A 1,042-nucleotide genomic window follows, 5' to 3' on the forward strand; every position below is an offset into this window, starting at 1 on the left:
ATTGCTAAAAGTATTTGGCTAAAATAGAAAGGACCTTTTTGCGCATAAGCAAAAAGGTCTTTTTTGTGACGTCTCATATTTTATGTACCATTTGCTGTAAGCGTTTGCTACTATTTAGGTAAACGATGAAAGGGTGATGGCATGGAAAAGATGTTGGTTGTTCTGCTTTTTTCTGCTTTATTGCTTAATGGATGCGGATCTGGTGAAAGTAAAGCAAATACAGCTGAGACGCCCGAGGTTTTGGATGTCAAGCTGACCGGGCCTGAAAAAGTAAATCCCGGAGAAAGCGCTGCTTATGAAGCAGCCGTATCATATGGTGATGAAGCTGTGACGGATGCCGATGAAGTAGAGTTTGAAGTATGGAAAGAAGGGGAAAAAGACGCAAGCCAAATGTTTAAGGCGAAACAAGAAAAAGGCGTATACCGATTGGAAACGACGTTTAAGGAAGATGGTGTATACACTGTCCAATCCCATGTCACAGCAAAAAAACAGCATAGCATGCCGACCTTAAAAGTCCAAGTCGGAGACGCCGATGCTGCCAGCAATCAGTCAGAAGAGGAGCATTCACATCATCATTGATTGTGTGAATCAGAGTGATTTTCTTGTGGCGGATCAATGGTATGCTTTACATTATAGGCTTTTACAGTCGTCCAAATGGTTACAAGCAAAACAGCCAGCACAATCAAAATACTTATCGTAATGAGAAGCGTCATGACATTCCACCTCCCGTTTTTTAACAATTGTAGCATAATAGAAGAAATCGTGACAGATAAGGGTAAAAAAGAGGTTTTAGCGTACGATATTAAGGGTATACATAGTCATATAACAAGGAGGAGATATCATGTCAGAACAATTGATTCAAGCAGTGAACAAACAAGTAGCCAACTGGACAGTCATGTATGTGAAACTACATAATTATCACTGGTATGTGAAAGGAAAAGATTTCTTCACTCTTCATGAAAAGTTTGAGGAGCTGTACAACGAAACGGCAACTTATATTGATGACTTAGCAGAACGTCTTTTGGCGCTGAACGGAAAACCG

The 1,042-nt window shown here is 40.3% G+C and carries 3 protein-coding genes; 2 read left to right on the forward strand and 1 reads right to left on the reverse strand.

Annotation, left to right across the window (positions count from 1 at the left end; all coding sequences use genetic code 11):
• Nucleotides 1–141 precede the first annotated feature (141 nt).
• Nucleotides 142–579 (forward strand): FixH family protein, encoded by a 438-nt coding sequence (locus ACWHAR_RS23130; protein WP_452087953.1) that lies wholly within the window; start codon nt 142–144, stop codon nt 577–579.
• On the opposite strand, the gene ytzI is transcribed toward ACWHAR_RS23130, so the two are convergent.
• A complete protein-coding gene (gene ytzI / locus ACWHAR_RS23135; RefSeq protein ID WP_003229081.1) occupies nt 573–713 on the reverse strand; it encodes a YtzI protein in 141 nt (46 codons plus the stop codon). The genes ACWHAR_RS23130 and ytzI overlap by 7 nt on opposite strands.
• Before the next feature lie 128 nt (nt 714–841).
• Between ytzI and ACWHAR_RS23140 the strand changes: the two genes are divergently transcribed.
• Nucleotides 842–1,042, forward strand: a 201-nt coding sequence (locus tag ACWHAR_RS23140) for a Dps family protein (RefSeq protein WP_452087954.1), incomplete at its 3' end; no start/stop codon positions are given.

The organism is Bacillus sp. LR--39 (genome assembly GCF_053613335.1).